The sequence below is a fragment of the Qingshengfaniella alkalisoli genome (assembly GCF_007855645.1).
Lineage (GTDB): Bacteria > Pseudomonadota > Alphaproteobacteria > Rhodobacterales > Rhodobacteraceae > Qingshengfaniella > Qingshengfaniella alkalisoli.
Genome location: NZ_CP042261.1, coordinates 152829 through 177682 on the forward strand (window position 1 = coordinate 152829; position 24854 = coordinate 177682).

Here is a 24854-nt window from a genome sequence, read left to right on the forward strand (position 1 = left end):
TAGATGTCCCGTCGTCACGCCGCAGAGAAGCGCGAAGTCCTGCCCGACGCCAAATATGGCGACCGGGTTCTGACGAAGTTCATGAACAACCTGATGATCGACGGCAAGAAATCTGCCGCCGAAAGCATCGTGTACAACGCGTTCGATCGTGTTGAGGATAAGCTGAAGAAAGCTCCGGTGGAAGTGTTCCACGAAGCTCTCGACAACATCAAGCCGTCGGTCGAGGTTCGCTCCCGTCGTGTTGGTGGTGCGACCTACCAGGTCCCGGTCGAGGTTCGTCCCGAACGCCGTGAAGCCCTGGCTATCCGCTGGCTGATCACCGCTGCTCGTTCGCGCAACGAGAACACCATGGAAGAACGCCTTGCAGGTGAGCTTCTGGACGCTGTGAACTCCCGCGGTTCCGCTGTTAAGAAGCGCGAAGACACGCACAAGATGGCCGACGCGAACAAAGCGTTCAGCCATTACCGCTGGTAATTCAATTCGAGCCTAAGGACCGAACCCATGGCACGCGACTATCCTCTCGACCGGTACCGCAACTTCGGTATCATGGCGCATATCGACGCGGGCAAGACCACTTGCTCCGAGCGTATCCTGTTCTACACCGGCAAGTCCCACAACATCGGTGAGGTGCACGATGGTGCAGCCACCATGGACTGGATGGAGCAGGAACAGGAGCGCGGCATCACCATCACTTCGGCTGCGACCACCACTTTCTGGGAACGCACCGAAGACGGCCAGACGCCCGATACGCCCAAGCACCGGATGAACATCATCGACACGCCGGGCCACGTCGACTTCACCATCGAAGTCGAACGTTCGCTCGCCGTTCTCGACGGTGCCGTCGCTGTTCTCGACGCCAACGCCGGTGTCGAGCCACAGACCGAAACCGTTTGGCGTCAGGCTGACCGCTACAAAGTCCCGCGTATCGTGTTCGTCAACAAGATGGACAAGATCGGTGCCGACTTCTTCAACTGCGTTCGCATGATTGAAGACCGCACGGGCGCGACACCTGCTCCGGTCCAGATCCCGATCGGCGCGGAAAACGAGCTTGAAGGCATCGTTGACCTCGTTACGATGAAGGAATGGGTCTGGCGTGGCGAAGACCTCGGTGCAAGCTGGTACCAGGAAGATATCCGTGACAGCCTGAAGGAAACCGCCGACGAATGGCGCGCCAAGCTCATCGAGACCGCGGTCGAGATGGACGATGACGCCATGGAAGCCTATCTCGAAGGTGAAGAGCCCGACGTTCCGACGCTGCGCAAGCTGATCCGCAAGGGTACGCTGTCGCTGTCCTTCGTTCCGGTTCTGTGCGGTTCCGCGTTCAAAAACAAGGGCGTTCAGCCGCTGCTCAACGCTGTGATCGACTACCTGCCGAGCCCGCTCGACGTTGTCGATTACATGGGCTTCAAGCCGGGCGATGAAACGGAAACCCGTGACATCCCGCGTCGTGCAGACGACAGCATGCCGTTTGCCGGTCTGGCGTTCAAAATCATGAACGACCCGTTCGTTGGCTCGCTGACCTTCACCCGCATCTACTCGGGCGTTCTGAACAAGGGCGACTCGATCCTGAATGCGACGAAGGGCAAGAAAGAGCGCATTGGTCGTATGATGATGATGCACTCCAACAACCGTGAAGAGATCGACGAAGCATTCGCTGGTGACATCATCGCGCTTGCTGGCCTGAAAGACACCACAACGGGTGACACTCTGGCCGATCCGAAAGAACCGGTGGTTCTTGAAACCATGACCTTCCCGGATCCGGTGATCGAGATCGCGGTTGAGCCGAAGACCAAAGCCGACCAGGAGAAAATGTCCCAGGGTCTGCAGCGCCTGGCCGCCGAAGACCCGTCCTTCCGTGTTGAGACTGACCTCGAATCCGGTCAGACGATCATGAAGGGCATGGGCGAACTTCACCTCGACATTCTCGTTGATCGTCTGAAGCGCGAATTCAAGGTCGAAGCGAACATCGGTGCGCCGCAGGTTGCCTACCGCGAAACGATCGGTCACGAAATCGAACACACCTACACCCACAAGAAACAGTCGGGTGGTTCGGGTCAGTTCGCTGAAGTGAAGATGATCATTTCGCCAACAGCAGCCGGCGAAGGCTACTCGTTCGAGTCGCGCATCGTTGGTGGTTCGGTTCCGAAGGAATACATCCCGGGCGTCGAAAAAGGCATCCAGTCCGTCATGGATAGCGGCCCTCTGGCCGGCTTCCCCGTGATCGACTTCAAGGTGGCCCTGATCGACGGTAAGTTCCACGATGTCGACTCCAGCGTTCTGGCGTTCGAAATCGCTGCCCGTATGTGCATGCGTGAAGGTCTGAAACGTGCTGGCGCCAAGCTGCTTGAACCCGTGATGGCCGTTGAGGTTGTTACGCCGGAAGAATACACCGGCAACATCATCGGCGACCTGACCTCCCGTCGTGGGCAGGTTCAGGGTCAGGAGCCGCGCGGCAACGCAATCGCGATCGATGCCTTCGTTCCGCTGGCGAACATGTTCGGCTACATCAACACCCTGCGCTCCATGTCTTCGGGCCGCGCACAGTTCACGATGCAGTTCGATCACTATGAGCCGGTACCGCAGAACATCAGTGAAGAAATTCAGGCAAAATACGCCTGATAGACCAACACGGGTCGGGAAGTGGTTCCCGACCCATACCGAACAAAGGAGGCCACCATGGCAAAAGCAAAGTTTGAGCGTACGAAGCCGCACGTGAACATTGGCACGATTGGCCATGTTGACCATGGTAAGACGACGCTGACTGCTGCGATCACGAAATACTTCGGGGACTTCCGCGCTTACGACCAGATCGACGGCGCGCCGGAAGAGAAAGCCCGCGGGATCACGATCTCGACGGCTCACGTGGAATACGAGACGGACAACCGTCACTACGCACACGTCGACTGCCCCGGCCACGCCGACTACGTCAAGAACATGATCACGGGTGCTGCGCAGATGGACGGCGCGATTCTGGTTGTGAACGCCGCAGACGGCCCGATGCCGCAGACGCGCGAACACATTCTTCTGGGCCGCCAGGTTGGCATCCCGAAGATGGTCGTATTCCTGAACAAGGTTGACCAGGTTGACGACGAAGAGCTGCTTGAGCTGGTCGAGATGGAAGTTCGTGAACTTCTGTCCAGCTACGACTACCCGGGCGACGATATTCCGATCATCGCGGGTTCGGCTCTGGCGGCGATGGAAGGCAACAACCCGGAAATCGGCGAGAACAAGATCCGCGAACTGATGGCGGCTGTTGATGACTACATCGACACGCCCGAGCGTGCCGTTGACCAGCCGTTCCTGATGCCGATCGAGGACGTGTTCTCGATTTCCGGTCGCGGCACCGTTGTGACCGGCCGTGTCGAGCGTGGCGTGATCAACGTTGGCGACGAGATCGAAATCGTCGGTATCCGCGACACGAAGAAGACGACCTGCACGGGTGTCGAGATGTTCCGCAAGCTGCTTGACCGCGGTGAAGCCGGCGACAACATCGGTGCGCTTCTGCGTGGTATCGACCGTGAAGGCGTCGAGCGTGGCCAGGTTCTGTGTAAGCCGGGTTCGGTGACGCCGCACACCAAGTTCGAAGCCGAAGCCTACATCCTGACGAAGGATGAAGGTGGTCGCCACACGCCGTTCTTCGCCAACTACCGTCCGCAGTTCTACTTCCGCACGACGGACGTGACCGGCACGGTGACGCTGGCTGAGGGCACGGAAATGGTGATGCCGGGCGACAACGTTTCGTTCTCGGTTGAACTGATTGCCCCGATCGCGATGGAAAACGGCCTGCGCTTCGCCATCCGCGAAGGCGGCCGCACCGTCGGCGCCGGCGTCGTCAGCAAAATCATCGAGTAACAAAGACCTTCGGGAATGCATGTGGGGCGCCCGCTGATGGGCGCTCCACCTCTCGTTTCCTAAGCCGCGAAAGGCGACAGAATGCAAAGCCAAAATATTCGCATCCGGCTGAAGGCGTTTGACTATCGGGTACTGGACGCCAGCACCCAGGAGATCGTCAACACCGCTAAGCGCACCGGAGCGCAGGTACGTGGGCCCATCCCGCTGCCGAACAAGATTGAAAAATTCACCGTGCTGCGTGGTCCGCACGTCGACAAGAAGTCGCGCGACCAGTTCGAGATCCGCACGCACAAGCGTTTGCTCGACATCGTCGACCCGACGCCGCAGACCGTGGACGCGCTGATGAAGCTCGACCTCGCTGCTGGCGTTGACGTCGAGATCAAGGTTTAAGGGGGGCACCAGATATGTTGCGCTCTGGAGTAATCGCGAAAAAGGTCGGGATGACCCGCCTTTTCCTCGAAGATGGCCGCCAGGTTCCGGTGACCGTCCTTCAACTCGACAGCCTGCAGGTTGTCGCGAAACGCACATCGGAAACCGACGGCTACAGCGCAGTTCAGCTGGGTGCCGGTACCGCGAAGGCGAAGCGCGTCAGCCAGGCCATGCGTGGTCATTTCGCTGCGGCCAATGTTGCGCCGAAGCGGAAGATCGCTGAATTCCGCGTGGCTCCGGAAAACCTGATCGAAGTCGGTGAAGAAATCACGGCTGACCATTATTTCGAAGGTCAGTTCGTGGACGTTTCCGGCACCTCGATCGGTAAGGGTTTTGCCGGTGCAATGAAGCGGCACAACTTCGGTGGTCTGCGCGCCTCGCACGGCGTGTCGATCAGCCACCGTTCGCATGGCTCCACCGGCCAGTGTCAGGATCCGGGCAAGGTCTTCAAAGGCAAGAAGATGGCTGGTCACATGGGCGCTGCCCGTGTCACCACGCAGAACCTTCAGGTTGTCAAGACCGATGCCGACCGTGGCCTGATCATGGTCAAAGGTGCCGTTCCCGGTTCCAAGGGTGGTTGGGTGACGATCAAGGATGCGGTCAAGAAGCCGTTCCCTGACAACGCCATTCTGCCCGCTGCTTTGAAGTCTGCCGCTGACGAAGCCAAGCGTCTTGCCGAGGAAGCTGCCGCTCAGGCCGCAGCCGAGGAAGAAGCAGCCGCAAAAGCAGCAGCTGAAGAAGCCGCCGCCGCCGAGGAAGCCGCGCTGAAAGAGGCCGAGGCTGAAATCGAGGCCGAGAAGAAGGAAGGCGACGAATGAAACTCGACGTGATCAAACTGGACGGTGCGACCGCCGGCAGCGTCGATCTGGGCGAAGACATCTTCGGCCTGGAACCGCGCGCCGACATCCTGCACCGTGTGGTCCGCTGGCAGCGCAACAACGCGCAAGCCGGTACCCACAAGGTAAAGACCCGGTCCGAGACCAGCTACTCAACCAAGAAGATCTATCGCCAGAAAGGCACCGGCGGCGCACGCCATGGTGACCGCAATGCGCCGATCTTCCGCAAGGGTGGTATCTATAAGGGCCCGACCCCGCGTAGCCACGGCCACGATCTTACGAAGAAGTTCCGTAAGCTCGGCCTGAAGCACGCGCTCAGCTCCAAGGCTGCGACCGGTAATCTGGTTGTTCTGGACGAGGCCAGCCTGGCCGACGCCAAAACCGGAACGCTGGCCAAAGCGGTCAAGAACCTGGGCTGGAAACGCGCGCTGGTGATTGATGGCGCATCGGTGAATGAAAACTTCGCCCGTGCGGCTGCCAACATCGACGGTCTGGACGTGCTGCCATCGGTCGGTGCCAATGTTTATGACATCCTCAAGCGTGATACGCTCGTGATCACGAAGGCGGGTGTCGAAGCTCTGGAGGCTCGACTGAAATGAGCGCGAAAGCAGAACACTACGATGTGATCCGCAAGCCGGTCATCACCGAGAAAGCCACGCTGGCATCTGAAGCCAACGCCGTTGTTTTCGAAGTGGCGCCGGATGCGAACAAACCGCAGATCAAGGAAGCGGTCGAAGCGCTGTTCAACGTCAAGGTGAAGGCCGTCAACACGACCATCACCAAAGGCAAGACCAAGCGGTTCCGCGGCCTGATGGGCAAGCGCAAAGACGTCAAGAAGGCTTATGTGACGCTCGAAGAGGGCAACACGATTGACGTCACCACGGGCCTCTGATAGGTCCGCGCAATCTTACGGCCCCGGATTCCTCCGGGGCCGTGATCTTTTCTATGAATTCGCGGGATTTTCCCGCATCCTAGCAACGGAAGACAGAAAGAATGGCACTCAAGTCGTATAAACCGACGACGCCTGGCCAGCGCGGGCTGGTTCTGATCGACCGTTCGGAGCTCTGGAAAGGGCGCCCTGTCAAGGCTCTCACCGAGGGTCTGACCAAGTCGGGCGGCCGGAACAACACCGGACGGATCACATCGCGTCGTCGCGGCGGTGGCGCAAAGCGTCTCTACCGCATCGTTGATTTCAAACGTACCAAGCACGACATGTCCGCTGTTGTCGCTCGGATCGAATACGATCCGAACCGCACCGCGTTCATCGCCCTGATCCAGTACGAAGATGGCGAGCAGGCTTACATCCTTGCACCGCAACGTCTGGCCATCGGCGACAAGATCGTTGCCGGCGAGAAGGTCGACATCAAGCCGGGCAACGCAATGCCGTTCTCCGGCATGCCGATCGGTACGATCGTCCACAACATCGAGCTGAAGCCGGGCAAGGGCGGTCAGATCGCACGCGCAGCTGGCACCTACGCCCAGTTCGTTGGTCGTGACGGTGGCTACGCCCAGATCCGCCTTTCCTCGGGCGAGCTGCGTCTGGTCCGTCAGGAATGCATGGCCACCATCGGTGCCGTGTCGAACCCTGACAACTCGAACCAGAACCTCGGCAAAGCCGGTCGTAACCGCCACTATGGCAAGCGTCCGTCCGTCCGTGGTGTCGTGATGAACCCGATCGATCACCCGCACGGTGGTGGTGAAGGCCGTACGTCCGGTGGTCGTCACCCGGTTACGCCTTGGGGTAAGCCGACGAAAGGTGCGCGCACCCGCGACACGAACAAGGCGTCGCAGAAGCTTATCCTGCGTTCGCGTCACGCCAAGAAGAAGGGCCGCTAAGACATGGCACGCTCAGTCTGGAAAGGGCCTTTTGTCGACAGCTATGTGCTGAAGAAGGCCGAGAAGACCCGCGAGTCGGGCAAGAACGAAGTTATCAAGATCTGGTCGCGCCGCTCGACGATCCTGCCCCAGTTCGTGGGTCTGACGTTTGGCGTCTATAACGGCCAGAAGCATATCCCGGTCAACGTGACCGAAGACATGATTGGCCAGAAGTTCGGTGAATATTCTCCGACCCGTACCTATTACGGTCATGCGGCTGACAAAAAAGCGAAACGGAAGTAAGTCATGGGCAAGGAAAAGAACCCCCGCCGCGTGGCTGAAAACGAAGCAATGGCGAAAGCCCGCATGCTTCGCACCAGCCCGCAGAAACTGAACCTGGTTGCCGCCATGATCCGTGGCAAGAAAGTCGACAAGGCTCTGTCCGACCTGACTTTCTCCAAGAAGCGGATCTCGGACGACGTGAAGAAATGCCTTCAGTCGGCCATTGCGAACGCCGAAAACAACCACAACCTGGATGTTGACGAGCTGATCGTGGCGGAAGCCTATGTCGGCAAGAACCTGACGATGAAGCGCGGTCGCCCGCGTGCACGTGGCCGTTACGGCCGCATCATCAAGCCGTTCTCTGAGCTCACCATCAAGGTGCGTCAAGTCGAGGAGCAAGCCTAATGGGTCAGAAGGTTAATCCGATCGGCATGCGCCTGCAGGTGAACCGCACCTGGGACAGCCGCTGGTATGCCGATACGAAGGATTTCGGCGATCTTCTTCTGGAAGACGTCAAGATCCGTGAGTTCATCCAGAAAGAGTGCAAGCAAGCCGGCATCAGCCGTGTGATCATCGAGCGCCCGCACAAGAAGTGCCGCGTCACGATCCACACAGCACGTCCGGGTGTGATCATCGGCAAGAAAGGCGCGGACATCGAGACGCTGCGCAAGAAAATCGCCAAGATCACCGACAGCGAACTGCACCTGAACATCGTCGAAGTACGCAAGCCCGAGCTGGACGCCGCCCTCGTTGGTGAATCCATCGCTCAGCAGCTTGAGCGTCGTGTCTCCTTCCGCCGCGCCATGAAGCGTGCGGTTCAGAACGCGATGCGCATGGGTGCACTGGGTATCCGCGTGAACGTCGCCGGTCGTCTTGGTGGTGCGGAAATCGCGCGTACCGAATGGTACCGTGAAGGTCGCGTTCCGCTGCACACGCTGCGTGCCGATATCGATTACGCAAACGTCGAAGCCGAAACGCCCTACGGCATCATCGGCATCAAGGTCTGGATCTTCAAGGGTGAGATCATGGAGCACGATCCATCGGCTCGTGATCGCAAAGCCCAGGAACTCCAGGACGGTCCCGCGCCTCGTGGCGCTGGCGGCCGCCGCTAAGGAGATAATCAGATGCTGCAACCAAAGCGTACAAAATACCGCAAACAGCACAAGGGCCGTATCCACGGTGAAGCAAAGGGTGGTTCCGACCTCGCCTTTGGTCACTACGGTCTGAAAGCAACGCAACCCGAGCGGGTTACCGCGCGTCAGATCGAAGCTGCACGTCGTGCAATGACGCGTCACATGAAGCGTCAGGGCCGTGTGTGGATCCGCATCTTCCCCGATGTGCCTGTCACGTCGAAGCCGACCGAAGTCCGTATGGGTAAAGGTAAAGGCTCCGTCGATTTCTGGGCAGCCAAGGTGAAGCCGGGCCGGATCATGTTCGAACTGGACGGTGTATCGGACGAAGTCGCGAAAGAGGCCCTGCGCCTCGCCGCGATGAAGCTGCCGATCAAAACCCGCGTCGTCGTTCGCGAAGACTGGTAATCAGTCGCGGGGTTATCCCGCAAGACATGACAAAGCCCCGTTAGCGAAAGCTGGCGGGGCTTTTGTGTTTCGACCCGGTTGGCGAGTGGCGGTTTGAGCCCGAACTAGACCTTGTCATAGTTTTAAGAAGTCCTAAATGTATACACTAGCATACAAAGTGAGGAGCACATGATCAAAGCGATGCACCATGTCCAGCTAGCAATGCCCAAGGGTGGCGAAGACCAAGCACGGGCATTCTACATAGGGGTCTTGGGTTTCGACGAAGTCAAAAAGCCTGCGTGCTTGCGAGCCAGGGGCGGAGTCTGGCTCAGCCAATCCGGAGTGGAAGTCCACCTTGGCGTGGAAGAGCCATTTGCACCAGCGAAGAAGGCCCACCCTGCTTTTGAAGTCGCCGAACTGGAGCGCGCCGTAAAACACCTAACGGACATGGGGCTTGGATATCATCGTGACGTCGATCTGCCCAAGATCCGCAGGATCTACGTCGATGATCCGTTTGGGAACCGTATCGAACTCCTGGAAACCGTCTAGGCCGCAACCGAGTTTGCGAACGACAGCTTCGTCCCGCATAGCCACCGTCGCGGTTTCGTAGAAGTGCCGAACTGACGGACACTCGCGCCGCCATTCGTTATTCATGACGCTCCGTAACTCCCCCCAAACCCTTGCGGTTAAGGAATCTGCTTGCCACATGCCTGCCAGATGGGTATACGGCCCCCTCATTCACCTACTCCACGGGAATCAGGGTGACGCGCCAGACGCGGCTCTCCCGTGATGTTGCAAAGGAAAAGGCGATGGACGCCAAGGAACTACGTGACAAGACGCCCGACCAGCTTCGTGATGAGCTGGCGAGCCTCAAGAAAGAGCAGTTCAACCTGCGCTTCCAGCAGGCCACCGGCCAGTTGGAAAACACTGCGCGCATGCGCGTTGTTCGTCGCGATGCAGCCCGCGTTGCGACCATTCTGAACGAAAAAGCCGCTGAAGCGGCGGCTAACTAAGGAGCACGCACATGCCCAAACGCATCCTGCAAGGCACCGTGACGAGCGCCAAGAACGACCAGACCGTCACCGTTTCGGTCGAGCGCCGCTTCACGCACCCGGTTCTGAAAAAGACGATCCGGAAATCGAAGAAATACCGTGCTCATGACGAGCAGAACACTTTCAAGGAAGGCGATAGCGTTCGTATCATCGAATGTGCGCCTCGCTCGAAAACCAAGCGCTGGGAGGTGGTGACCGCTTAAGGTCGCTGCCTTTTGGCATGAACGAAACCCTGGGGAAACGGACAGGTAGGTCCCCCCAAAGGTCGGGAGAAACCCTATGATCCAGATGCAGACCAATCTGGATGTCGCTGACAACTCCGGCGCTCGCCGGGTTCAGTGCATCAAGGTCCTCGGCGGTTCCAAGCGGAAATACGCTTCCGTGGGCGACATCATCGTGGTGTCGGTCAAGGAAGCCATTCCGCGTGGCCGTGTGAAGAAAGGTGACGTGCGTAAAGCCGTCGTCGTTCGCACCGCCAAGGAAGTCCGTCGTGAAGATGGCACCGCCATCCGCTTCGACCGCAACGCTGCTGTTATCCTGAACAACAACAACGAACCCGTTGGTACCCGTATCTTCGGCCCGGTTGTTCGTGAGCTGCGTGCAAAGAATTTCATGAAGATCATCTCGCTTGCTCCGGAGGTGCTCTGATGGCTGCGAAACTCCGTAAAGGCGACAAGGTCGTCGTGCTCGCCGGTAAAGACAAAGGCAAGCAAGGCGAAATCACCTCCGTCGATCCGAAGGCCGGCAAGGCCGTCGTCGATGGTGTGAACGTCGCGATCCGTCACACCAAGCAGTCCCAGACCAGCCGTGGTGGCCGTGTTCCTACGACAATGCCGCTGGATCTGTCGAACCTGGCGCTGCTGGACAGCAACGGCAAAGCAACCCGCGTCGGCTTCCGTGAGGAAGACGGCAAGAAGGTCCGCTTCGCCAAGACCACCGGGGAGACTGTCTGATGCTCGACGCTGCAAACTATACCCCGCGTCTTCGCACCGAGTACCGCGAAAAGATTCGCGCCGCGCTGAAGGAAGAATTCTCGTACACCAACGAGATGCAGACCCCCAAGCTCGACAAGATCGTGCTGAACATCGGCTGCGGTGCTGAAGCCGTGAAGGATTCCAAGAAAGCCAAATCGGCCCAGGAAGACCTGACCGCTATCGCCGGCCAGAAGGCTCTGGTTACGACTGCCAAGAAATCCATCGCTGGCTTCCGCGTTCGCGAAGACATGCCGATGGGTGCGAAAGTCACTCTGCGTGGCGACCGCATGTATGAATTCCTTGACCGTCTCATCACGATTGCCATGCCACGTATCCGCGACTTCCGCGGCGTGTCCGGCAAAAGCTTCGACGGCCGTGGCAACTACGCCATGGGCCTGAAAGAGCACATCGTGTTCCCTGAGATCGAGTTCGACAAAGTCGACGAGGTCTGGGGCATGGACATCATCATCTGCACGACTGCCAAGTCGGATGCAGAGGCCAAGGCGCTGTTGAAGCATTTCAACATGCCGTTCAACAGCTAAGCCGCGGGAGAGTTAGATACATGGCTAAGAAAGCAATGGTCGAACGCGAAAAGAAGCGTCAGGAGCTGGTGGAAAAATTTGCCGCCAAGCGTGCCGCGCTGAAAGAAATCGCGAACGATGAAAACCTGCCGATGGAAGAGCGCTTCAAGGCGCGCCTGAAGCTGGCGAAACTGCCGCGCAACTCGTCGCCCACCCGGCTGCACAACCGCTGCCAGCTGACGGGCCGTCCGCATGCGTATTATCGCAAGCTGAAAGTATCGCGGATCATGCTGCGGGAACTGGGCTCGAATGGCCAAGTCCCCGGCTTGGTGAAATCGAGCTGGTAAGGAGGGTATAAAATGAACGATCCTCTCGGCGATATGCTCACCCGTATCCGCAATGCGCAGATGCGTGGTAAGTCCACCGTAAACACTCCGGCGTCGAAGCTTCGCGCCTGGGTTCTCGATGTGCTGGCCGACGAAGGCTACATTCGGGGCTATGAAAAGACGACGGATACCAATGGTCATCCGGCGCTGGAAATCAGCCTCAAATACTTCGACGGCACTCCGGTTATCCGTGAGCTTCAGCGCGTCTCGACCCCCGGTCGTCGCGTTTACGCCGGCTCCCAAGACCTGCCGTCCGTACGTCAGGGCCTGGGTGTTTCCATCGTCTCCACGTCCAAGGGCGTGATGTCGGATGCAGCTGCACGTTCTGCCAATGTTGGCGGCGAAGTGCTCTGCACCGTATTCTAAGGAGGTCCGGAAATGTCTCGTATTGGCAAGAAAGCGGTTGAGCTGCCCTCGGGTGTAAGCGCTTCCGTGTCCGGTCAGATGATCGAAGTCAAAGGTCCGAAAGGCACCCGCAGCTTCACCGCGACCGACGACGTGAACATCACCGTTGAAGACAATTCCGTGTCGGTTACGCCGCGCGGCATGTCCAAGCGGGCACGCCAGCAATGGGGTATGAGCCGCTCGATGGTGGCCAACCTCGTTCAGGGCGTGACGGATGGCTTCAAGAAAGAACTGGAAATCAACGGTGTTGGTTACCGTGCTCAGATGCAGGGCAACACCCTGAAGCTGGCGCTCGGCTACAGCCACGATGTTGATTTCGAAGTTCCGGCCGGGGTCACTGTCACCTGCCCGAAGCAGACCGAAATCGTTGTGGAAGGTTCCGACCAGCAACTCGTCGGCCAGGTTGCGGCTAACATCCGCGAATGGCGTGCGCCCGAGCCCTATAAAGGCAAAGGCATCAAGTACAAAGACGAGTACATCTTCCGCAAGGAAGGCAAGAAGAAGTAAGGACTCGCAAAATGGCAAACAGCAAACGAGAACTGTTTCTGAAGCGCCGCTTGCGCGTTCGGAACAAGCTGCGGAAAGAAGCCAACGGGCGCGTGCGTCTGTCGGTTCACCGCTCCAACAAGAACATCAGCGCCCAGCTGATCGACGATGTAAACGGCGTCACGCTCGTTTCCGCCTCCACTTTGGAGAAGGATCTGGGTGTTGTCGGCAAGAACAACGTCGAAGCAGCGGCCAAGGTCGGTTCGGCAATCGCCGAGCGTGCCAAGGCCAAAGGTGTCGAAGACGTTTACTTCGACCGTGGCGGCTTCCTTTTCCACGGCAAGGTGAAGGCTCTGGCCGACGCTGCGCGTGAAGGCGGTCTGAAGTTCTGATTTTGCGGGTGGCCTCCGGGCCGCCCCGATGATCCGGGAGGCGCGCTGTTTGCGTGGGCCTCACTTGGGTTGAACAAACTTGGTGACCGGCTTTGGCTGGCGCCCATGTGAAAGGAATGCCGTATGGCAGAACGTGATAACCGCCGGGGCAACCGTCGCGACCGCGATGAAACCCCGGAATTTGCTGATCGCCTCGTCGCGATCAACCGCGTCTCGAAAACCGTGAAAGGTGGTAAGCGTTTCGGCTTTGCTGCTCTCGTGGTTGTGGGCGACCAGAAGGGCCGTGTCGGCTTCGGCAAAGGTAAGGCCAAAGAGGTTCCCGAGGCGATCCGCAAGGCAACCGAACAAGCCAAGCGCAAGCTGGTCCGTGTTCCTCTGCGCGAAGGCCGCACCCTGCACCACGACATCGAAGGTCGTTGGGGCGCTGGTAAGGTCATCATGCGCGCAGCACCGCAAGGTACCGGTATCATCGCCGGTGGTCCGATGCGTGCCGTGTTCGAGATGCTCGGTGTTCAGGACGTTGTTGCGAAATCCAACGGGTCGCAGAACCCGTACAACATGATCCGCGCAACGATCGACGGTCTGACGAAAGAAGCCAGCCCCCGTATGGTCGCGCAGCGTCGCGGCAAGAAGGTGGCCGACATTCTTCCGAAGCGTGACGAAGCTCCGGCCGAAGCGAAAGCTTCGGAAGCGGCTGAAGCCTGAGGAGACTGAACAATGGCGAAAACCATCGTAGTTAAGCAGATCGGTTCTCCGATCCGTCGCCCGGAAAAGCAGCGCCAGACGCTGATCGGCCTGGGCCTCAACAAGATGCACAAGACCCGTGAACTGGAAGACACACCTTCCGTCCGCGGCATGGTCAATTCGATCCCGCATCTGGTTGAAATCATCGAAGAGCGCGGCTAAGTCTCGCTCGTTGGGCTCCGGAGCAATCCGGGGCCTGTCGCCCTTCGGGGCATCTTATTTCATAGACGCCGTGTTCGGCCGCTCCCGTCGCTGGGGGCCGCATCCGGCAAAGGAGAAGCGACATGAAACTTAACGAACTCCGCGACAATCCGGGTGCCACCAAGAAACGCATGCGCGTTGGCCGTGGTCCGGGTTCGGGCAAAGGTAAAACGGCTGGCCGTGGTATCAAGGGTCAGAAGTCCCGTTCGGGTGTAGCGATCAAGGGCTTCGAAGGCGGCCAGATGCCGCTCTACCAGCGTCTGCCGAAGCGTGGCTTCAACAAGCCGAATCGCAAGCAGTTCGCCGTGGTGAACCTGGGCCTGATCCAGAAATTCGTTGACGCTGGCAAGCTCGACGCAGGCAATGCCATCGACGAGGACGCGCTGGTCGCATCCGGTCTGGTGCGCCGCAAGCTGGATGGTGTCCGCATCCTCGCCAAGGGCGAATTGTCCGCAAAGGTCAACCTGACCGTGACCGGCGCTTCCAAATCCGCGGTCGACGCGGTCGAGAAAGCCGGCGGTTCGCTGACCGTGACTTCCGCCACGGCGGCAGAGTAATAGGTTGTGAGCGGCGCCATTGCCGCTTACACCCATGATAGGTTTTCCAGCGCCGCCGACCGGGAACCCCGGTTCGGCGGCGTATCCATGAAAGAGACAGGGTATGGCATCTGCAGCTGAACAAATGGCCGCAAACATGAGCTGGGGCGCCTTCGGCAGGGCGACCGAGCTGCGGCAGCGGATCTTATTCACCCTCGCACTTCTCTGCGTCTATCGCCTGGGCACCTATATTCCGGTGCCGGGGATCGATGGCGGCGAATTGCGGGCGTTTATGGATCAGGCGGCGACCGGTATCGGCGGCGTTCTGAACATGTTCACGGGCGGTGCGATCAGCCGGATGGGCATATTCGCCCTCGGCATCATGCCCTATATTTCGGCCTCGATCATCATCCAGCTTCTGGGTGCGATGTGGGCGCCTCTGCAACAGCTGAAGAAAGAAGGCGAGCAGGGCCGCAAGAAAATGAACCAGTACACCCGCTACGGTACGGTGCTGCTGGCGACGTTCCAAGCCTATGGTCTGGCGGTGAGCCTCGAATCGGGCGGGCTGGTGACCGACCCGGGCTGGTTCTTCCGTATTTCCTGCGTCATAACGCTGGTGGGCGGTACGATGTTCCTGATGTGGCTGGGCGAACAGATCACCCAGCGTGGCATCGGCAACGGTATCTCGCTGATCATCTTCGTGGGTATCATCGCCGAAGTTCCCGCCGCCTTGGCGCAGTTCTTCGCCTCGGGCCGCTCTGGTGCCATCAGCCCCGCCGTTATCATCGGCGTGCTGGTCATGGTGGCGGTGACCATCGCGTTCGTGGTGTTCATGGAGCGGGCCTTGCGCAAGATCCACATCCAGTATCCGCGTCGCCAGGTCGGCATGAAGATGTATGATGGCGGCACCTCGCACCTGCCGATCAAGGTGAACCCTGCCGGTGTTATTCCTGCGATCTTCGCCTCGTCGCTGCTGTTGCTGCCGACGACGATCTCGACGTTTTCGGGCAATCAGACCGGCGCGGTAATGTCGACGATCCTCGCCTATTTCGGGCCCGGTCAGCCGCTTTACCTGCTGTTCTTCGCGGCGATGATCATCTTCTTCGCCTATTTCTACACGCATAACGTTGCCTTCAAGGTGGACGACGTGGCCGACAACCTGAAAAATCAGAACGGTTTTGTTCCGGGTATCCGGCCCGGCAAGCGGACGCAGGACTATCTGGAATACGTGGTTAACCGCGTGCTCGTTCTGGGTGCAGGTTACCTGACGCTGGTTTGTCTGCTGCCGGAAATCCTGCGCTCGCAACTGGCCATTCCGTTCTACTTCGGGGGCACTTCCGTGCTGATCGTCGTATCGGTCACGATGGACACCATCCAACAGGTCCAGTCGCATCTGCTTGCGCATCAATACGAAGGCCTGATCGAGAAATCGCAACTGCGCGGCAAAAAGCGCGGCAAGAAAGGGACAGCTCGTAGATGAATATCATCCTCCTCGGCCCACCGGGCGCTGGTAAAGGAACCCAGGCCAAACGGCTCGTCGAAAAGAGAGGGATGGTTCAACTGTCCACCGGCGACATGCTCCGTGCGGCGCGTAAATCCGGGACCGAACTTGGCAACGAAGTTGCACGCATCATGGACGCAGGCGAACTGGTCACCGATGAGATCGTTATCGGCCTGATCGAGGAGCAACTGACGCGGAACCCCGATGCGGGTTACATCTTCGACGGTTTCCCGCGCACGCTGGCGCAAGCGGATGCGCTGAACGCTTCGCTTGAAAAGCTGGGTCAGAAGCTCGACGCCGTGATCGAGATCAAGGTCAATGACGAAGCGCTCGTCGACCGTATCTCGGGCCGCTACACCTGTGCCGACTGCGGCACGATGTATCACGATAAGACCACGCCGACGCAGGTTGAAGGCAAGTGCGACAATTGCGGCAGCGCAAACCTGGTGCGTCGCCCGGATGACAATCCGGAAAGCCTGAAAACCCGCCTGATGGCCTATTACAAACAGACCTCGCCTCTGCTGGGTTACTACTACGCGACTACGGGTTTGGAATCGATTAACGGCCTCGCCGATATCGAAACTGTTGCCGCCAGCATCGACACGGTGCTTGATCTCTGAATTCAAAGGGTTAAGGCTGTGTGAATATAGCCTTGACCGTCGGCCAGAATCCTCGTAGAGACCTGTTTCTTCTGAGAATCGGGTTGACACGCGCGGCATGGCCGCACGCCAAGCCGCTTATCAAACCGATGCGGGCCGGACGCGCCGGTTCCGTGTTGTGAAAAAAGGTTCTGGGATTACGGAACCGCAACGAAAGGATAAATCACGTGGCACGTATTGCCGGTGTAAACATTCCGACCCACAAACGGGTCCCTATCGCTCTGACCTATATCCACGGCATCGGGCCGTCGGTTGCGAACAGTATCTGCGAAGCCGTTGGTATTGACGCGGCCCGTCGCGTTAACGAACTGAGCGATTCCGAAGTACTGGCGATGCGCGAGCACATCGACGCCAACGTCACCGTTGAAGGTGACCTGCGTCGTGAACGCCAGATGAACATCAAGCGTCTGATGGATCTGGGCTGCTACCGCGGTCTGCGCCATCGTCGTAACCTGCCGGTGCGTGGTCAGCGGACCCACACCAACGCCCGTACCCGCAAGGGCCCGGCAAAAGCCATTGCTGGCAAGAAGAAGTAGGGGGCAGGATAGATGGCACGTGATAAGGTTCGCGCAAAGCGCAAGGAACGTAAGAACATTGCCGCCGGTGTGGCGCATGTGAACAGCTCGTTCAACAATACGAAGATCCTGATCTCCGACGTTCAGGGCAACGCGATCTCCTGGTCGTCCGCTGGCACTATGGGCTTCAAGGGTTCGCGCAAATCGACCCCTTATGCGGCTCAGATGGCTGCGGAAGATGCGGGTCGCAAAGCGCAGGATCACGGCGTGAAGACGCTGGAAGTCGAAGTGCAAGGCCCGGGTTCCGGCCGTGAAAGCGCGCTGCGCGCTCTGGCTGCTGTCGGTTTCAACATCACGGCAATCCGTGACGTGACCCCGATCGCACATAACGGCTGCCGCCCTCCGAAGCGCCGCCGCGTCTGATCTATTGAATTTACTACCGGACCGTGCCCCGTCGGGTGCGGTCCGTTTCGTCATTTTTCCTCGGGTGTTTCCGGTGTTGGACATGGATCGGAAACTGGCATGGAGGCGACACGCATGATCCAAAAGAATTGGCAAGAACTTATCAAGCCGACGCAGCTTGAAGTAAAGCCGGGCAATGAACCCGCGCGTCAGGCGACGGTTGTCGCCGAACCTCTGGAGCGTGGCTTCGGCCTGACGCTCGGCAACGCGCTGCGCCGCGTCCTGATGTCGTCGCTGCAAGGCGCAGCGATCACAAGCGTCAAGATCGACAACGTCCTGCACGAGTTTTCCTCCGTTGCGGGCGTGCGCGAAGACGTCACCGACATCGTCCTGAACCTCAAGGGCGTTGCAATCCGCATGGATGCCGAAGGCACCAAGCGGGTTTCCGTCTCGGCTCAAGGTCCGGCCATCGTCACCGCCGGTGACATTGCCGAAACCGCTGGCGTCGAGGTTCTGAACAAGGACCATGTCATCTGTCACCTTGACGATGGCGCCGATCTGTTCATGGAACTGACCGTCAACACCGGCAAAGGCTATGTCGCGGCCGACAAGAATCGCCCGGACGATGCGCCTATCGGCCTGATCCCGGTCGATGCGATCTATTCGCCGGTTCGCAAGGTCAGCTACGACGTTCAGCCGACCCGCGAAGGTCAGGTTCTCGACTACGACAAGCTGACGTTGAAACTGGACACTGACGGTTCCGTCACGCCCGAAGATGCAGTGGCCTATGCTGCGCGCATCCTTCAGGATCAGCTTCAGATCTTCGTCAACTTCGACGAACCAGAACCCGCCGGCCGTGATTCCGAAGACGATGGTCTGGAGTTCAACCCGCTGCTGCTGAAAAAGGTGGACGAGCTGGAACTGTCCGTCCGTTCGGCAAACTGCCTGAAGAACGACAACATCGTCTATATCGGCGACCTGATCCAGAAAACCGAAGCCGAGATGCTGCGCACCCCGAACTTCGGCCGCAAGTCGCTGAACGAGATCAAGGAAGTGCTCTCGGGCATGGGTCTGCATCTCGGCATGGATGTGGAAGACTGGCCGCCAGAGAACATCGAAGAACTGGCGAAGAAATTCGAAGACCAGTTCTAAGAGTTATGTCGCGGGCGGGGAGGACCTGCCCGCGACGTTATGCTGTACATGCGGTGTACGTTTGGTGTACGCGCGGTGCACAGCAAAAATGCCGGTATCAAGGCCGGGAAAATACGGGCAGTTCCGCCCCAAGGAGAGTGTCCCGCACGCATGGGATGCCAGACAAAGCACAAGCTGAAGGATTGAAAAAATGCGTCACGCTCGCGGCTACCGCCGACTGAACCGTACCCACGAACACCGTAAGGCCCTGTTTGCGAACATGGCTGGCTCGCTCATCGAGCACGAGCAAATCAAGACCACGCTGCCCAAAGCCAAAGAGCTTCGCCGCGTGATCGAAAAGCTGGTCACTCTTGGCAAGCGCGGGGATCTGCACGCCCGTCGCCAGGCCGCGTCCCAGCTCAAGCAGGACGAATACGTTGCCAAATTGTTTGACGTTCTCGGCCCGCGCTACAAGGATCGTCAGGGCGGCTATGTCCGTGTCCTGAAAGCAGGTTTCCGCTATGGCGACATGGCTCCGATGGCGATCATCGAATTCGTCGATCGCGACGTCGACGCCAAAGGTGCCGCTGACAAGGCACGTGTTGCTGCTGAGGAAGCTGCTGAAGAATAAGCCAGGCCCATACTGGTTCTGGATACGAAGCCCCGCTCCCGGCGGGGCTTTTTCGTTGCGCAGATCACCTTGCGAATCCCCGTCAGCCCTTTATTTTAGGCTAGATGATGAGGGGTGACCGTGGCTGACCACATAAATCTTGTGAAGCTTTGCGTGGGAGCAGAGCGAGTCGAGGATCTCGAATTCTGGCAGAAGGAACGTGTGGCCGCGGACCCGGACCATCAGCCACGTCATGTGACCCGCATGTGGCCCAAACGCTCGAAAGAGCTGCTCAACGGCGGCTCGCTCTATTGGGTGTTCAAAGGCTTCATTCTCGCGCGCCAACGCGTCCTGCGGCTGGACGAGGTGGTCGGTGCCGATGGCATTGCGCGTTGCGGAATCGTGTTCGATCCGGACATCATCCGGACCGAAGCAGCCCCGCGCCGACCGTTTCAAGGCTGGCGCTACCTGAAGCCCGAAGACAGTCCCGCCGATCTGCGCGCAACCCGCGAAAGCGATGATCGTCTACCGCCTGACTTGCAGGCCGCGCTTGCAGAAATCGGTGTCCGGTAGCAGCCGAAATCGAGACCGATCAAACGGCCTCGATCATCCGCATCATATCCGCCAGTCGCTCACGATCCGCTGAGGTCCAATCCGCCTTGCGCGATTTGAACAGTGTCGCCTGACTGCGATGGATCACCCCGTCCGACAGGATCTTCAGGTGGTTCGCGCGCAATGTTTCACCGGTCGAGGTAATATCGGCGATCGCTTCTGCCGCGAGGTTCTTGACCGTACCTTCGGTCGCGCCTTGACTGTCCACCAACTGGTAGTCGGCCACACCTTCCTGCTTCAGAAATTCACGCACCAGCCGGTGGTACTTCGTGGCGATCCGCAGTCGGAAACCATGCTCACGCCGGAAAGCCGCCGCTACCGAATCAAGGTCCGACAGCGTATCCACATCGACCCAGCATTTGGGCACAGCGATGATAAGGTCGGCATGGCCGAAGCCCAGATGTTCGACTTCGGCAACCTGACTGTCCCAGACCGCCAGTTTGTCGCGCACCAAATCCGATCCGGTCACGCCAAGGTGGATGCGCCCGGTGGCCAGTTCGCGTGGAATCTCACCTGCGGACAGCAGCACCAGGTCAACGCCGTCCATGCCCTCGACGCGTCCGGAATACTCGCGGTCAGACCCGGTGCGGCTTAGCGTAATGCCACGCGCACTGAACCAGTCGAAAGTCTTTTCCATCAGCCGCCCTTTGGACGGCACACCGAGCTTCAGGGTCATTTTACGTCTCCCGAGCAGCCAAGTGTCAGAAGCATTTCCGGGCGTATCACGCCGCCGACTGCCGGAATAGATCGCCCACCGCCCAAAACGCGTGTCAGAGCGTCGTAGCGCCCGCCAGTCGCCACAGGTGGCAGGTCCGGTCGAGTTACCGAATAAAAGCCGAAGACGAAGCCATCATAATATTCCAGCGTCGTGCGGCCAAAGCTTGCTTCGAAGTCCAGATCTCCGACATTGATGCCACGGGCTGACATGGCGTCAAGCCGTGCCTCCAGCCGCTGCACGGCATCGGCAAGCGCGGGCATGTCCACCGCGAGATCTCGCAGGTTTTCCAGAACCACCGGTGCCTTGTCTTTCAGGCCGAGGATTTCATCCAACAGTTCGACTTCTGCCGCAGGTAGGTTGGCCTCCGCTGCATCGGCACGCAGAAGTGTCAGGCGCTGGCGGATCTCATCTTCGCCACGCAGCCCGACGAGTGGCGTTCCGTCTGACAATGGATCGTGCCCTGCACTCAATCGGGCCAGCAATTCAGCCCTGTGGCTGGACAGCTTTCCGCGTCCGGCAAAGCGGTCCAGAAGCGCGCGGAAACGGCGTGGACGCCAGATATGGCGTAGTAGCGCGGCGCGGCGCGGATCGGACGTGGTGAGCCCGTGTACTGCCGCCGTCAGGATGCCGATGTCGCCTGTCGCGGCGCGCAGATGACAGGGGTCCAGAACGTCGCGAAACAGGGTGAAGACCTCTGCATCCGCGCGGGCGGGGTCGGTGCCATCAAAGATTTCCAACCCGACCTGCAAGTATTCGCTGGGCCGTTCGGGATCGATTTCCTGTTTGCGAAAGACCTCGCCGGCATAGGTATAGCGTGCAGGTTCGGCCCCGTTGGTCATATGCTCGGATACTACGGGAACCGTGAAGTCCGGACGCAGCATCATTTCGCCGCGCAGCGGGTCGTGGGTCACATAGGCGCGCCCGCGAATGTCTTCCCCGTAGAGATCCAGAAGCGTGTCGGCGGGCAGCAGGATCGGTGCTTCGACCGCGACCGCGCCGGTGCCTTCGAAATAGGCACGCAGGCGCGCTGCCTCGGCCCTTACGGCAGCAGGGGGCAGCATCATCTGGATTGCTCCAGCATCTTGCGGACCTCGGTAACCAGATTGGCGCGCGAGATTTCACGTTGCGCGGGTTGGGATTTCCATTCCTCAAGGCTCGCGTCTTCCGCGATCTTCGCGCCAAGGATCAGGTCCTTGATCTGAACGACGCCGCGTTCTGCTTCATCACCGCCCTGGATGACAGCCACCGGGGATTGCCGCTTGTCCGCGTATTTCAACTGGTTGCCGAAGTTTTTCGGGTTGCCCAGATACACTTCGGCCCGGATACCGGCAGCGCGCAATTCGCCGACCATAGACTGGTAGTCGGCCATGCGGTCGCGGTCCATGACCGTGACAACGACCGGTCCCTGCGATGCCGCGTCGATGCGGCCCTTGGCGCGCAACGCGGCCAGCAGCCGGTCGACGCCGATGGAGACGCCGGTGGCAGGCACGGATTGGCCCGTGAAGCGTTTGACCAGGTCGTCATAGCGACCGCCACCTGCGACGGAGCCGAATTGACGTGGGCGGCCCTTTTCATCGGTGATCTCGAAGGTCAGCTCCGCCTCGAAGACAGGCCCGGTGTAATAGCCCAGCCCGCGCACGACGGAGGGGTCGATGACGATCCGGTCGCCCTCATACCCTTGAGCGGCAAGCAGATCGCGAATTTCTCGCAACTCTCGAACGCCGATCATTCCGGTTTCAGTGCGTCCCGCTACAAGCTGATTTAGATTTTCTAGCGTCTTTTCGTTGGTCTCGGCGCGCGAAGTAAGAAAGCCCACTACTGCATCAATCTGATCCTCATAGAGACCAACCCCTTTGATGAATGCACCAGATTCGTCTAAACGGCCCTCGCCAAGCAGTTGACGCACGCCTTCAGCACCGACCTTGTCAAATTTGTCCATGGTGCGCAGAACGGCGTCCTCAACATCGAACCCGCGAATCTCGTTATTGGTGGCACCCTCTGCCCAACTCGGCTGTTTATGCGCTTCCATCAGTTCGAGCACCCCGTTCAGCACCTTGCGGTTGTTCACGCGAACGATGTAGTCGCCGCGCGGAATGCCCACGGCTTCCAGCGTATCCGACAGCATCGCGCAGATCTCGGCATCCGCCGCGACGGACGGCGCACCGACGGTGTCAGCATCGCACTGGTAGAACTGGCGGAACCGGCCCGGACCTGGCTTTTCATTGCGCCAGACCGGTCCCATCGCGTAACGGCGATAGGGTGTCGGCAGATCATTGCGGAACTGCGCGTAAACCCGTGCCAGCGGCGCGGTCAGGTCGTAGCGCAGCGCCAGCCAGTCCTTGTCTTCTTCCTGCCACGCGAACACGCCTTCGTTCGGGCGGTCGACATCGGGCAGGAATTTCCCAAGGGCTTCCACCGTTTCCACGGCGGAGCTTTCCAACGCTTCGAACCCGTATAGATGATAGACCTCGGCGATGCGGTCGAGCATGGCTTTGCGCTCGGTCACTTCCGTGCCGAAATAGTCGCGAAAGCCCTTTGGCGTTTCGGCCTTGGGCCGGGGCTGCTTCTTTTCTTTCTTGGCCATTGGGGCCTCCGCCGTGGTCGGTTTCGTCGCTCGTCTAGCGGATGCGGGGGCAGGGGGCAAGGCAAGCGAAACAGGGTTTTGGAGGGTGCGCAAGCCGTGCAATAGGGTTACACCAGCAGAGCCGAGGAAATTGCGGGAGCCAGCCATGACCGACGACACGACAGCGCCGCTTGAGGAAAAGATCGCCCATCTCGACCGGACGGTTTCAGAGTTGTCCGATATCGTCGCGCGGCAGGAACGCGAGATTGCCGTGCTGACCCGCCGTGTCCAGATGCTGATGGAGCGCGAAGCCGAGCGGGAATTCGACTCAGGTGGCTCCGTCCCGCTGGCCGATCAGAAGCCGCCGCACTGGTAGGCGGCGGCGTCCAGGTCAGCGACCGATACCCGCGTAAGTAAATCCGGCCTCTTCCGCGATCTTACGGCTGTAGACATTGCGCAGATCCACCAGGCGCGCGGTGTTCATGCCCCTGGCCAGACGGTCCAGATCCAGACCGCGGAACTCGTTCCATTCGGTCAGCAGCACAATTGCATCGGCGTCCGTGGCGGCGGCGTAGGCGTCGTCTTCCCAGGTGACACCGGGCAGCAGGTCTTCGCCCTCGCGCCGGCCTTGCGGGTCCACTACATGCACCTTCGCGCCCTTGCCGATCAGCGCGGGCACGATCGTCAGCGCGGGCGATTCCCGCATGTCGTCCGTGTTGGGTTTGAACGTCACGCCAAACACCGCGACCTTCATTCCCGCCACGCGCCCGTCGCACATGTCGAGCACCTTTTCGACCATCTGCCGCTTGCGGTCCTCGTTGATGGAGATGACCGTTTCCACGATCTTCTGCGGGCTGGCATGGTCCTGGCCGATCCGTGCCAGCGCGTTGGTGTCTTTCGGGAAGCACGACCCGCCATAGCCCGGCCCGGCATGCAGGAACTTCGGCCCGATCCGGCCGTCCATTCCCATGCCTTTGGACACGGCCTGCACATCCGCGCCGACCTTTTCGCACAGATTGGCGATTTCATTGATGAAGGTGATCTTGGTGGCCAGAAACGCGTTGGCGGCGTATTTGATCATCTCCGCGCTTTCCAGCCCGGTGTAGACGATGGGCGCGTCGCGCAGGGAAAGCGGGCGGTAAATCTCGGCCATTACATCCTTGGCGCGCTCGGATTCGATGCCGACCACGACGCGGTCGGGGCGCATGAAGTCTTCGATTGCCGCGCCTTCGCGCAGGAATTCGGGGTTCGAGGCTACGTCGAAATCGGCATCCGGGTTGGTTTCGCGGATGATGCGTTCGACTTCACGATTGGTGCCAACGGGAACGGTCGATTTGGTGACGATCACCGCGTAGCCCTTCAGGGTCTCGGCGATCTCCTTGGCGGCGGCATAGACGTAAGACAGGTCGGCATGCCCGTCGCCGCGTCGCGTCGGCGTGCCCACACCGATGAACACGGCGTCCACGCCTTCCATCGCCTCGGCCAGATCCAGCGTGAAACTCAGGCGCCCGGACTTGACGTTGCGGTCGAGCAACTCGTCCAGGCCCGGTTCATAGATCGGCACCTCGCCGTTCCTCAGCGCGTCGATCTTGTGCTGCGCCTTGTCCACGCAGATCACGTCATGCCCAAAGTCCGAAAAACAGACGCCGGAGACGAGCCCAACATAGCCGGTTCCGATCATTGCAATTTTCATGCCGTGCCTCTTGCTTGTGCTG

General features: G+C 59.5%; 37 protein-coding genes. 33 read left to right on the plus strand and 4 right to left on the minus strand.

Going from position 1 to position 24854, the window contains the following annotated elements; genetic code table 11:
- The first annotated feature begins 3 nt into the window (after positions 1–3).
- From rpsG to FPZ52_RS00930, 32 genes are all read left to right on the plus strand, one after another.
- Positions 4–474 (plus strand): 30S ribosomal protein S7, encoded by a 471-nt coding sequence (rpsG, locus tag FPZ52_RS00775; protein ID WP_146362781.1) that lies wholly within the window; start codon positions 4–6, stop codon positions 472–474.
- 27 nt (positions 475–501) lie between these two features.
- Positions 502–2619 (plus strand): elongation factor G, encoded by a 2118-nt coding sequence (gene fusA / locus FPZ52_RS00780; protein ID WP_146362783.1) that lies wholly within the window; start codon positions 502–504, stop codon positions 2617–2619.
- Between the two features lie 57 nt (positions 2620–2676).
- Positions 2677–3852, plus strand: coding sequence for an elongation factor Tu (gene tuf / locus FPZ52_RS00785; protein WP_146362762.1), 1176 nt, complete (start codon positions 2677–2679; stop codon positions 3850–3852).
- Between the two features lie 81 nt (positions 3853–3933).
- Positions 3934–4242, plus strand: coding sequence for a 30S ribosomal protein S10 (rpsJ, locus tag FPZ52_RS00790; RefSeq protein WP_108261210.1), 309 nt, complete (start codon positions 3934–3936; stop codon positions 4240–4242).
- A gap of 14 nt (positions 4243–4256) precedes the next feature.
- Positions 4257–5099 carry a 50S ribosomal protein L3 gene (rplC, locus tag FPZ52_RS00795; protein ID WP_146362785.1) on the plus strand — a complete coding sequence of 281 codons (843 nt, stop codon included), beginning with the start codon at positions 4257–4259 and terminating at the stop codon, positions 5097–5099.
- Positions 5096–5716, plus strand: coding sequence for a 50S ribosomal protein L4 (rplD, locus tag FPZ52_RS00800; protein WP_146362787.1), 621 nt, complete (start codon positions 5096–5098; stop codon positions 5714–5716). Before rplC ends, rplD begins: the two co-directional genes overlap by 4 nt.
- Positions 5713–6009, plus strand: coding sequence for a 50S ribosomal protein L23 (locus tag FPZ52_RS00805; protein ID WP_146362789.1), 297 nt, complete (start codon positions 5713–5715; stop codon positions 6007–6009). The genes rplD and FPZ52_RS00805 overlap by 4 nt, the downstream gene beginning before the upstream one ends.
- 101 nt (positions 6010–6110) lie before the next feature.
- Entirely contained in the window at positions 6111–6953 is an 843-nt protein-coding gene (rplB, locus tag FPZ52_RS00810) for a 50S ribosomal protein L2 (RefSeq protein ID WP_146362791.1), read from the plus strand.
- 3 nt (positions 6954–6956) lie between these two features.
- Complete coding sequence (gene rpsS / locus FPZ52_RS00815) at positions 6957–7235, plus strand: 30S ribosomal protein S19 (RefSeq protein WP_146362793.1); 279 nt, start codon at positions 6957–6959, stop codon at positions 7233–7235.
- A gap of 3 nt (positions 7236–7238) precedes the next feature.
- Positions 7239–7619, plus strand: a complete 381-nt coding sequence (gene rplV / locus FPZ52_RS00820; protein ID WP_146362795.1) for a 50S ribosomal protein L22 — start codon at positions 7239–7241, stop codon at positions 7617–7619.
- A complete protein-coding gene (rpsC, locus tag FPZ52_RS00825) occupies positions 7619–8326 on the plus strand; it encodes a 30S ribosomal protein S3 (protein WP_146362797.1) in 708 nt (235 codons plus the stop codon). Before rplV ends, rpsC begins: the two co-directional genes overlap by 1 nt.
- 12 nt (positions 8327–8338) lie before the next feature.
- On the plus strand, positions 8339–8752 hold the full coding sequence (gene rplP / locus FPZ52_RS00830; protein ID WP_146362799.1) for a 50S ribosomal protein L16: 414 nt from the start codon (positions 8339–8341) through the stop codon (positions 8750–8752).
- A gap of 168 nt (positions 8753–8920) precedes the next feature.
- Positions 8921–9280, plus strand: a complete 360-nt coding sequence (locus FPZ52_RS00835; RefSeq protein WP_146362801.1) for a VOC family protein — start codon at positions 8921–8923, stop codon at positions 9278–9280.
- 260 nt (positions 9281–9540) lie between these two features.
- Entirely contained in the window at positions 9541–9744 is a 204-nt protein-coding gene (gene rpmC, locus FPZ52_RS00840; protein ID WP_146362803.1) for a 50S ribosomal protein L29, read from the plus strand.
- A gap of 11 nt (positions 9745–9755) precedes the next feature.
- A complete protein-coding gene (gene rpsQ / locus FPZ52_RS00845) occupies positions 9756–9986 on the plus strand; it encodes a 30S ribosomal protein S17 (protein ID WP_146362805.1) in 231 nt (76 codons plus the stop codon).
- A 76-nt stretch (positions 9987–10062) separates the two neighbouring features.
- Complete coding sequence (gene rplN, locus FPZ52_RS00850) at positions 10063–10431, plus strand: 50S ribosomal protein L14 (RefSeq protein ID WP_005621870.1); 369 nt, start codon at positions 10063–10065, stop codon at positions 10429–10431.
- Positions 10431–10736, plus strand: a complete 306-nt coding sequence (rplX, locus tag FPZ52_RS00855) for a 50S ribosomal protein L24 (protein ID WP_146362807.1) — start codon at positions 10431–10433, stop codon at positions 10734–10736. The genes rplN and rplX overlap by 1 nt, the downstream gene beginning before the upstream one ends.
- Entirely contained in the window at positions 10736–11299 is a 564-nt protein-coding gene (gene rplE, locus FPZ52_RS00860) for a 50S ribosomal protein L5 (RefSeq protein WP_146362809.1), read from the plus strand. The genes rplX and rplE overlap by 1 nt, the downstream gene beginning before the upstream one ends.
- A 20-nt stretch (positions 11300–11319) precedes the next feature.
- Entirely contained in the window at positions 11320–11625 is a 306-nt protein-coding gene (rpsN, locus tag FPZ52_RS00865; RefSeq protein WP_146362811.1) for a 30S ribosomal protein S14, read from the plus strand.
- Between the two features lie 12 nt (positions 11626–11637).
- Positions 11638–12030 carry a 30S ribosomal protein S8 gene (rpsH, locus tag FPZ52_RS00870; RefSeq protein WP_146362813.1) on the plus strand — a complete coding sequence of 131 codons (393 nt, stop codon included), beginning with the start codon at positions 11638–11640 and terminating at the stop codon, positions 12028–12030.
- 12 nt (positions 12031–12042) lie between these two features.
- A complete protein-coding gene (gene rplF / locus FPZ52_RS00875) occupies positions 12043–12576 on the plus strand; it encodes a 50S ribosomal protein L6 (RefSeq protein ID WP_146362815.1) in 534 nt (177 codons plus the stop codon).
- A gap of 11 nt (positions 12577–12587) precedes the next feature.
- Positions 12588–12947 (plus strand): 50S ribosomal protein L18, encoded by a 360-nt coding sequence (gene rplR / locus FPZ52_RS00880; RefSeq protein WP_146362817.1) that lies wholly within the window; start codon positions 12588–12590, stop codon positions 12945–12947.
- Positions 12948–13070: 123 nt separating this feature from the next.
- On the plus strand, positions 13071–13652 hold the full coding sequence (gene rpsE, locus FPZ52_RS00885) for a 30S ribosomal protein S5 (RefSeq protein ID WP_146362819.1): 582 nt from the start codon (positions 13071–13073) through the stop codon (positions 13650–13652).
- A 12-nt stretch (positions 13653–13664) separates the two neighbouring features.
- Positions 13665–13853, plus strand: coding sequence for a 50S ribosomal protein L30 (gene rpmD / locus FPZ52_RS00890; protein ID WP_146362821.1), 189 nt, complete (start codon positions 13665–13667; stop codon positions 13851–13853).
- A 122-nt stretch (positions 13854–13975) separates the two neighbouring features.
- On the plus strand, positions 13976–14449 hold the full coding sequence (gene rplO, locus FPZ52_RS00895; protein WP_146362823.1) for a 50S ribosomal protein L15: 474 nt from the start codon (positions 13976–13978) through the stop codon (positions 14447–14449).
- A gap of 103 nt (positions 14450–14552) precedes the next feature.
- Positions 14553–15908 carry a preprotein translocase subunit SecY gene (secY, locus tag FPZ52_RS00900; protein ID WP_146362825.1) on the plus strand — a complete coding sequence of 452 codons (1356 nt, stop codon included), beginning with the start codon at positions 14553–14555 and terminating at the stop codon, positions 15906–15908.
- Entirely contained in the window at positions 15905–16549 is a 645-nt protein-coding gene (locus FPZ52_RS00905) for an adenylate kinase (RefSeq protein WP_146362827.1), read from the plus strand. The genes secY and FPZ52_RS00905 overlap by 4 nt, the downstream gene beginning before the upstream one ends.
- A 206-nt stretch (positions 16550–16755) precedes the next feature.
- The gene (gene rpsM / locus FPZ52_RS00910; protein WP_146362829.1) at positions 16756–17124 is read left to right on the plus strand and encodes a 30S ribosomal protein S13; all 369 of its coding nucleotides are present in this window, start codon (positions 16756–16758) and stop codon (positions 17122–17124) included.
- A 12-nt stretch (positions 17125–17136) separates the two neighbouring features.
- Positions 17137–17526 (plus strand): 30S ribosomal protein S11, encoded by a 390-nt coding sequence (gene rpsK, locus FPZ52_RS00915; protein WP_146362831.1) that lies wholly within the window; start codon positions 17137–17139, stop codon positions 17524–17526.
- A 114-nt stretch (positions 17527–17640) separates the two neighbouring features.
- On the plus strand, positions 17641–18657 hold the full coding sequence (locus FPZ52_RS00920) for a DNA-directed RNA polymerase subunit alpha (RefSeq protein WP_146362833.1): 1017 nt from the start codon (positions 17641–17643) through the stop codon (positions 18655–18657).
- Positions 18658–18847: 190 nt separating this feature from the next.
- A complete protein-coding gene (gene rplQ, locus FPZ52_RS00925; RefSeq protein WP_146362835.1) occupies positions 18848–19267 on the plus strand; it encodes a 50S ribosomal protein L17 in 420 nt (139 codons plus the stop codon).
- 120 nt (positions 19268–19387) lie between these two features.
- Positions 19388–19819, plus strand: a complete 432-nt coding sequence (locus FPZ52_RS00930) for a DUF1489 family protein (protein WP_146362837.1) — start codon at positions 19388–19390, stop codon at positions 19817–19819.
- Between the two features lie 19 nt (positions 19820–19838).
- Here the strand turns inward: FPZ52_RS00930 and hisG are convergent, their stop codons facing one another.
- The 3 genes from hisG to hisS are packed head-to-tail and all read right to left on the minus strand — an operon-like array spanning position 19839 to position 23160.
- The gene (gene hisG, locus FPZ52_RS00935; protein WP_146362839.1) at positions 19839–20534 is read right to left on the minus strand and encodes an ATP phosphoribosyltransferase; all 696 of its coding nucleotides are present in this window, start codon (positions 20532–20534) and stop codon (positions 19839–19841) included.
- Positions 20531–21637, minus strand: coding sequence for an ATP phosphoribosyltransferase regulatory subunit (locus FPZ52_RS00940; protein ID WP_146365602.1), 1107 nt, complete (start codon positions 21635–21637; stop codon positions 20531–20533). Before FPZ52_RS00940 ends, hisG begins: the two co-directional genes overlap by 4 nt.
- Positions 21637–23160, minus strand: a complete 1524-nt coding sequence (gene hisS / locus FPZ52_RS00945; protein ID WP_146362842.1) for a histidine--tRNA ligase — start codon at positions 23158–23160, stop codon at positions 21637–21639. Before hisS ends, FPZ52_RS00940 begins: the two co-directional genes overlap by 1 nt.
- Before the next feature lie 145 nt (positions 23161–23305).
- On the opposite strand from hisS, the gene FPZ52_RS00950 reads away from it, so the two are divergent.
- Positions 23306–23515, plus strand: coding sequence for a SlyX family protein (locus FPZ52_RS00950; RefSeq protein WP_146362844.1), 210 nt, complete (start codon positions 23306–23308; stop codon positions 23513–23515).
- A 15-nt stretch (positions 23516–23530) separates the two neighbouring features.
- On the opposite strand, the gene FPZ52_RS00955 is transcribed toward FPZ52_RS00950, so the two are convergent.
- Positions 23531–24832 (minus strand): UDP-glucose dehydrogenase family protein, encoded by a 1302-nt coding sequence (locus FPZ52_RS00955; RefSeq protein WP_146362846.1) that lies wholly within the window; start codon positions 24830–24832, stop codon positions 23531–23533.
- Positions 24833–24854: the final 22 nt, after the last annotated feature.